At 36.2% G+C, this 224-nt stretch carries 1 protein-coding gene; it reads right to left on the minus strand.

Features of this window, described 5'->3' with window-relative positions:
* Nucleotides 1–196, minus strand: a 196-nt coding sequence (locus tag QCD85_RS23785; RefSeq protein WP_301264096.1) for a YopX family protein, incomplete at its 3' end; no start/stop codon positions are given.
* Between the last annotated feature and the right edge of the window lie 28 nt (nt 197–224).

Genomic DNA, 224 nt, shown 5'->3' on the forward strand with positions numbered 1-224 from the left:
AGTTTCCGATTATTTCAATTTGTTCCACAAAGTCATCTGGGGCAGATTCATTCCAACCTAAAGGAGCACAATCATTTTCTGATATGCATCCAGTAAAACTCCCAGAAATAAACATCACTTTATATTTATTACCTTGTGTTGTTTTATATTCATCCCCCTCATATATCTCTACACCGTTCTTATCCTTTAAGCCCATGTATTGACCTACTGATTCTGGGTGAACT

Origin of the sequence: Paenibacillus sp. PsM32, from assembly GCF_030433815.1 — a bacterium.
Taxonomy (GTDB): Bacteria; Bacillota; Bacilli; order Paenibacillales; family Paenibacillaceae; genus Saccharibacillus; species Saccharibacillus kyungheensis.